The organism is Streptococcus sp. SM3, assembly GCF_027497875.1.
In genome coordinates, this window is sequence record NZ_JAJNSA010000121.1 from 1 (window position 1) to 6,854 (window position 6,854).

Consider the following 6,854-nt stretch of genomic DNA (forward strand, 5'->3'; position numbering starts at 1 on the left):
GTTGTTCGAAATAATCAAACCTTGCTTGGGGTTGTAACCAGACGAGATGTCATGGCGAAGATGAGTCGTTCCCAAGTTTCTGCTCTACCAACTTTTTCTGAGCAGATTGGTCAAAAACTTTCTTATCACCATGATGAAGTAGTGATTACAGTGGAACCCTTTATGCTAGAGAAGAACGGTGTTTTGGCTAATGGTGTATTGGCAGAAATTCTAACCCACATGACTCAAGATTTAGTTGTGAATAGTGGTCGAAATCTTATTATTGAGCAGATGCTAATCTACTTTTTGCAGGCTGTTCAGATAGATGATATATTGCGCATTCAAGCCCGTATTATCCACCATACTAGACGGTCAGCTATTATTGACTACGATATTTATCATGGTCATCAGATTGTTTCAAAAGCAAATGTAACCGTTAAAATTAATTAGAAACTAGGAGAAAAAATGATAACATTAAAATCAGCTCGTGAAATCGAAGCTATGGACAAGGCCGGTGATTTTTTAGCAAGTATCCATATTGGCTTGCGTGATTTTATTAAGCCTGGCGTAGATATGTGGGAAGTTGAAGAATACGTGCGCCGTCGTTGTAAGGAAGAAAATTTCCTTCCGCTTCAGATTGGAGTTGACGGTGCAATGATGGACTATCCTTATGCTACCTGTTGCTCTCTTAACGATGAAGTAGCTCATGCTTTCCCTCGTCATTATATCTTGAAAGATGGTGATTTGCTTAAGGTTGATATGGTTTTGGGAGGTCCAATTGCTAAATCTGACCTGAATGTCTCAAAATTAAACTTCAACAATGTGGAACAAATGAAGAAATACACTCAGAGCTATTCTGGTGGCCTAGCAGACTCTTGTTGGGCTTATGCTGTTGGTACACCGTCCGAAGAAGTGAAAAACTTGATGGATGTAACCAAAGAAGCTATGTACAAGGGGATTGAACAAGCTGTTGTTGGAAATCGTATTGGTGATATCGGTGCAGCTATTCAAGAATATGCTGAAAGTCGTGGATACGGTGTAGTTCGTGATTTAGTTGGTCATGGTGTTGGTCCAACTATGCATGAAGAACCAATGGTTCCTAACTATGGTATTGCAGGTCGTGGGCTTCGTCTCCGTGAAGGAATGGTATTGACCATTGAACCAATGATCAACACAGGTGATTGGGAAATTGATACAGATATGAAAACTGGCTGGGCGCATAAGACCATTGACGGTGGCCTATCTTGCCAATATGAACACCAATTCGTGATTACGAAAGACGGACCTGTTATCTTGACTAGCCAAGGTGAAGAAGGAACTTATTAATAAAAAGTGAAAAGGCTGCTGGAAGTTGATTTTGAAAATAATCCAGTAGATTTTTTCATATTAAATAAACGCATTGTATTGATGTTTTCAGGCTTTTTCCAAGCTAATAAAAAAGGCTCCATAGTATCTGTAGGGAGATTTACCCACTACAAATATTATGGAGCCTTTTTTCTTATGCTTAAAATGGCAATTTTCCAGCGAAAGCACCCAGTTTTTTCTTGGTAGTCTCATCGATTTGTTCAAGAGCAGAGTTGATTGCTTGAACGGTCATATCAGAAAGAGTTTCAAGGTCTTCTGGGTCAACGACAGCTGGATTGAAGTCAATGCTGACAACTTTCTTATCTCCAGTTAAGGTAGCTTGGACAAGGTCTTGAGCAGATTTGCCGACAAATTGCATAGCCGCAAGTTCAGCTTGACTTTGTTCCATTTGTTTTTGAAGTTTTTGTGCTTGGCGCATCATGTTTTGCATGTTCATCATGGTGATATATAGTTTCCTTTTCCAATTATTTTCCTTTTTATTTTATCAATTTTGAGGTTAAAAGTCTATTATTAGTATAAATTACTCAACATTAAATTGTCTGAAAATTTATTGAAAAATGAGTGAAAACATGGTATAATGAAACGTAAAATTAATTCAGGTTTCCTGAACCAATAGGAGTACACAATGAAAAAACTAGGTTTTGTCCTTTTATCTTCAGCCTTGCTATTGACAGCTTGTGCTAACAACCAATCTAAGCCAAGCAATACGAGTGATTCGTCTAAGGTGACAGCTTTATCTGAAGACAAGCAGAAAATGCTTGATAAGGCCACAGCTGACTATAAGACTTTTGTGCAAGAGCAAATCGATAAACTGTTGACAGATACGGAAGGCTTTGTCAAACTTTTGAAAGAAGGAAAACTAGAAGAAGCTAAGAAGGTTTATCCATTGATTCGTATGTCTTATGAGCGTTCAGAACCGATTGCCGAGAGTTTTGGTGAGTCAGATGTCAAGATTGACTTCCGTTTGGCAGACTATATGGACGAAAACAAGACAGAAGAAGGATGGTCAGGTTTCCACCGTATTGAGCGTATCCTTTGGGAAGACAATACCACTAAAGGAACTGAAAGCTATGGTGATCAGTTGGTCAATGATATCAAGGAATTGAAAGCCAAGATTGCAACTGTAGATGTGGACTACAAGGTCATGTTGACAGGAGCAGTTGATTTGCTTAACGAAGTAGCGACAAGCAAGATTACAGGTGAAGAGGAAATTTATTCTCACACAGACTTGTATGATTTCCGTGCCAATATTGAGGGTGCTGAGAAGATTTTCCAACTCTTTAAACCTTTGCTTGAAAAATCAGACGCTAACCTAGTTAAAGAATTGGAAGCAGATTTCAAATCTGTTAATAGCTTGTTGGACAAACACATGACCGACAAGGAACACTACAAACTTTATACAGATTTGACAAAAGAAGATACCAAAGAATTGTCAGAAGCTGTGACAAAACTTGGTGAACCTCTGTCACAAATGGGTAAATTTCTTAGTGGAGAGTAAGAGTCATGACTGAAAAAGACGAAAAGTTTTTTGAGAAGAAAATGGACCGTCGAGAATTTCTAAAAAAAGCAGGGATTGGAGGGGCTGGTTTAGCGCTAGGACTCTCTGGTGCTTCTGCTTTTTTCGCACCTAAGCTAGGAAGTCAGGAAAAAATCTCGTACGGAAATGAAAAAATTGCTTTTTATGGCAAGCATCAAGCTGGGATTAGTACGCCCATGCAAAAGAATATCTATTTTGTTGTCTTGGACCTACATACGACGGATATAGATAAGATTATCCAACTATTCAAGGATTGGACGGATTATAGTGCCAAGTTGGTTGAAGGGGAACTGGTCAAAAAAGATGGCCAGAATGCTCTCTTGCCTCCAAGCGATACTGGTGAGACAGTCGGGCTTAACCCTCATCGTCTGACGCTGACTTTTGGTGTGTCTGCAAGTTTCTTGAAAAAGATGAACTTGGAGAACAAGCGTCCTCAAGTGTTCAGGGATTTACCGCCTTTTCCTAAAGAGCAATTACGAGAAAAATATACCGGAGGAGATCTTGTGATTCAGGCTTGTGCAGATGATGAGCAGGTTGCCTTTCACGCTATTCGCAATCTCATCCGTAAGGGAAGAAATGCAGTGACCCTTCGTTGGAGTCAGTCTGGATTTGCAGTTATCGGAGATCGAATGGAGACTCCGCGTAACCTCTTTGGTTTTAAAGATGGAACAGCAAATCCAACAAAAGAGAAAGACTTTGACCGCGTCATCTGGGCTGATAGTAAGGACTGGATGGAAAATGGATCTTATATGGCAGTTCGTCGGATTCAGATGTTTTTAGAGACCTGGGACCGCACTAGTCTTGAAGAACAAGAAAATACCTTTGGTCGTTACAAGGAAAGTGGTGCCCCCTTTGGTAAGAAGAACGAGTTTGATGAAGTGGATTTGAGTCTTTTGCCAGATGATTCGCATGTTCGTTTGGCTAAGGAAGTGGATAAGCCCCTTTTACGTCGTTCTTATTCTTACTCTGATGGAATTGATGAAAAGACTGGTCAGTTTGATACGGGCTTGCTCTTTATTTCTTTCCAAAAAGATCCTGATAACTTTGTTAAGGTTCAAACTAACCTAGGTGCTACTGATAAGATGAATGAATATATCACTCACATCGGTAGTGGACTCTTTGCTTGCTTTGGTGGTGTGGAGAAAGGAGGCTACATTGGTCAGAAATTATTGGAAGGCTAGAAGCTGGTTCTTGGTTTTAGCTTTGTTATTTTTAATTCTTTCCCCAGTAGGTGCCCAAGAGAGTCTAAGTTCTTACTTTGTGAAAATCACAGATGCGTCCAAAGCGGTTAAAAATGGCAATCAGTCTGAAGCACAGAAACTCGTTGCAGAGATGGCATCAGATTTCGAAAGAGTAGAAAATAAGGATTCTGAGGCTGGTAAAGTCGTTAAGGAAAAGTTAGCTCAATCAGGAGAGATTACTGAAGACAAACTCACCGAAATTTCTGTAGCCCTATTAGCCTTTGAAAAAGAACAAAATCCTGTTGACTTAGATGCGGAAAAGGAAAAATTGGTGAACCGTCTAAGTCCTCGTTTTGAAGCATTGGAGCAGGCCATTGCCTCCAAAGATTTGGAAAAAGTGCGAGAAGCCTTTAAGAAAATGAATTCCACTTGGACTATCAATGAAAGTGTGGTTCGTGACAATAGTACAGCTCATTATGGACGTGTTGAAACAGCTATTTCCTTCCTGCGTAGTAGCATGGAAACTGAGCCTACGGATTTTAACTCCATCCAGACTTCCTTTGAGGACTTAAAAAAGGCTATTGATGATTTTGTAACTGGGAAAGAAGTCGCAGCAACATCTTCTGATTTGAGTCTTAAAGACGGCATTGCCCTTTTGACAAAGGCTTTGGAACAATTCCAAGATGGTGACCAAGCATCAGGAGCAGCTAGTATGAAGGAATTCATCACTATCTGGCCAACGATTGAGGGCTCTGTTAGCACGACCAATCCCTCACTCTATACACGAGTGGAGAGTGAAAGCCCTGTGATTATGGTCAAGGGAAGTGAGAAGGAATACCAAGAAAAATTAGAAAAACTGATTGCAGATTTATCACAAATTGATACTAGCGCACGATACAATGCCTTTGATGCCATGCTGATTCTTCTAAGAGAAGGTGTAGAGGCTCTCTTAATCGTTATGGCCTTGGTAACAACCTTGAAAGCAGCCAAGATGCGAAAAGGGCTCAAGTGGGTTTATGGTGGTGCTATCACTGGAATCATGGCCAGTCTTCTTATTGCTTTTATTCTGCAAATTGCCTTTCCAGCAGTAACATCAGGATCCAATCGTGAAATCATCGAAGGAGCAGTTGGGATTTTTGCGGTAGCTATGATGATTGTGATTGGAATCTGGCTCCATAGCAAATCCTCAGTCAAAAAATGGAATGCTTTTATGGAGTCACAAATGGAAACAGTGACCAAAACAGGCTCTTTTATTTCCATGTTTGCCCTCAGTTTTCTAGCTGTTTTCCGTGAGGGAGCAGAAACCATTCTTTTTTATGTTGGGATTTTACCAAGAATTTCCAGTTTTGAATTTGTCTTGGGAATTTCACTTGCCTTGCTGGTTCTGGTAGTTATTGCCATCGTGATGAACAAGGCCAGTCAATTCTTTCTGCCACATAAGGTTTTCTTTATCCTGACTTGGATGATTTATGCTCTGGCTTTCAAGATGCTTGGGGTTAGTGTCCATGCTCTTCAGTTGACCAATATGGCACCAAATCACTTGCTGACAGGCTTTCCAACTATTGACTTACTTGGAATTTACCCAAGTTGGGAAGGTTTGGCCAGCCAGCTACTCTTTGCCATTATTGTCTTGATTGTCACTTTCAGACAGGGTGAAAAATAAATGGATAGAAAAGAATTGACAATCGTTGAACATCTGGTAGAATTTAGAAAGAGATTATTGGCTGTGGTCATTTGTTTCTTTTTGGTATTCTGTGTTTCTCTGCTTTTTGCAGACCAGATTTACCAGTATGTGACCCAATCTTTTCAGCAAAAGTTGATTGTTTTAGGGCCAAATGATATTTTATGGATTTACATACGCTTAGCTAGTCTGATGGCCTTTACTATCACCCTACCTTACACGGTGTATCATATTTGGTCTTTCATTAAACCTGGTTTAAAGAAGGAAGAAGCTAGAGCTATTTTTGCCTATATTCCAGCTAGTTTCCTTTGTTTTCTAGTTGGACTGGCTTTTGGTTTTTACTTTGTAACACCAGCCTTACTTCAGGTTTTATTAGGGCTAGGAGAAGGACTATTTGAAACACAGTTAACAGCTCAAAATTATCTGTCCTTTGTTTTTCAAACGACCTTGCCCTTGGCTCTGATTTTTGAATTGCCAGTTATCATTGCCTTTTTGACGTCAATTGGACTCATTGGACCAGAATTATTGATTGCTTATCGTCGATATGCTTATTTTATTTTATTGGTACTCGCAGTCATCTTGACACCAGCTGACTTTGTCAGCGATTTGGCAATGACTGCCCCCTTGATTTTACTTTATGAGTTGAGTATTGCTATCAGCAAACACATTATGAAACGCAAGCAGAAAGGAGAGAGAAATGGGAATCTTACGTGATATCGGAGCACCAGGATTGATTATTATCGTTTTAGGAGCTCTATTGATTTTTGGACCAAAACGATTGCCTGAACTAGGCGAGTCAATCGGTAAAATGCTATCTGAATTTAAAAAAGCAGTTAAAGGAGCAGAAAATCAAGATAAGGAAGAGTAAGACTTGTGAGTTTTACTAAAAATAATAAGTTAGGAAGTGTGTCTCTGTCAGACAATTTACCATTTCCTAGCTTTTTCTTGTATTAAGAAAATATAAATTTAAGTTTTCTTTAAGAAAACTATATTATTCTGAAGAACTCTAAAATTTCACAGCCATTTATTAGTAATGACTATTGAATTCCTAGTCACTACTAGAAATGGATTAGTTTCTTTGAATAATGGAACTGCTTAATCCTCTCATTCT

At 39.4% G+C, this 6,854-nt stretch carries 8 protein-coding genes; 7 read left to right on the forward strand and 1 reads right to left on the reverse strand.

Translation table 11 applies throughout. The annotated features are described in order from the left end of the window. Nucleotides 1-429, forward strand: a 429-nt coding sequence (locus tag PAN06_RS12405; RefSeq protein ID WP_276593276.1) for a hotdog domain-containing protein, incomplete at its 5' end; no start/stop codon positions are given. Between the two features lie 15 nt (nucleotides 430-444). Then, complete coding sequence (locus tag PAN06_RS12410) at nucleotides 445-1,305, forward strand: methionyl aminopeptidase (RefSeq protein ID WP_269796469.1); 861 nt, start codon at nucleotides 445-447, stop codon at nucleotides 1,303-1,305. Between the two features lie 178 nt (nucleotides 1,306-1,483). On the opposite strand, the gene PAN06_RS12415 is transcribed toward PAN06_RS12410, so the two are convergent. Beyond that, nucleotides 1,484-1,783, reverse strand: coding sequence for a YbaB/EbfC family nucleoid-associated protein (locus tag PAN06_RS12415; protein WP_000981526.1), 300 nt, complete (start codon nucleotides 1,781-1,783; stop codon nucleotides 1,484-1,486). Between the two features lie 186 nt (nucleotides 1,784-1,969). Between PAN06_RS12415 and efeO the strand changes: the two genes are divergently transcribed. Genes efeO through tatA form a run of 5 tightly spaced genes read left to right on the forward strand, consistent with a single transcriptional unit; the run spans nucleotide 1,970 to nucleotide 6,611 of the window. Next, a complete protein-coding gene (gene efeO / locus PAN06_RS12420) occupies nucleotides 1,970-2,842 on the forward strand; it encodes an iron uptake system protein EfeO (protein WP_020900325.1) in 873 nt (290 codons plus the stop codon). A gap of 5 nt (nucleotides 2,843-2,847) precedes the next feature. Next, nucleotides 2,848-4,062, forward strand: a complete 1,215-nt coding sequence (efeB, locus tag PAN06_RS12425) for an iron uptake transporter deferrochelatase/peroxidase subunit (RefSeq protein ID WP_261147182.1) — start codon at nucleotides 2,848-2,850, stop codon at nucleotides 4,060-4,062. Further along, entirely contained in the window at nucleotides 4,037-5,725 is a 1,689-nt protein-coding gene (locus tag PAN06_RS12430) for an FTR1 family protein (RefSeq protein WP_269796470.1), read from the forward strand. The genes efeB and PAN06_RS12430 overlap by 26 nt, the downstream gene beginning before the upstream one ends. Further along, a complete protein-coding gene (gene tatC / locus PAN06_RS12435) occupies nucleotides 5,726-6,457 on the forward strand; it encodes a twin-arginine translocase subunit TatC (RefSeq protein ID WP_196311196.1) in 732 nt (243 codons plus the stop codon). Further along, nucleotides 6,441-6,611 carry a twin-arginine translocase TatA/TatE family subunit gene (tatA, locus tag PAN06_RS12440; RefSeq protein ID WP_061864669.1) on the forward strand — a complete coding sequence of 57 codons (171 nt, stop codon included), beginning with the start codon at nucleotides 6,441-6,443 and terminating at the stop codon, nucleotides 6,609-6,611. Before tatC ends, tatA begins: the two co-directional genes overlap by 17 nt. Nucleotides 6,612-6,854 lie beyond the last annotated feature (243 nt).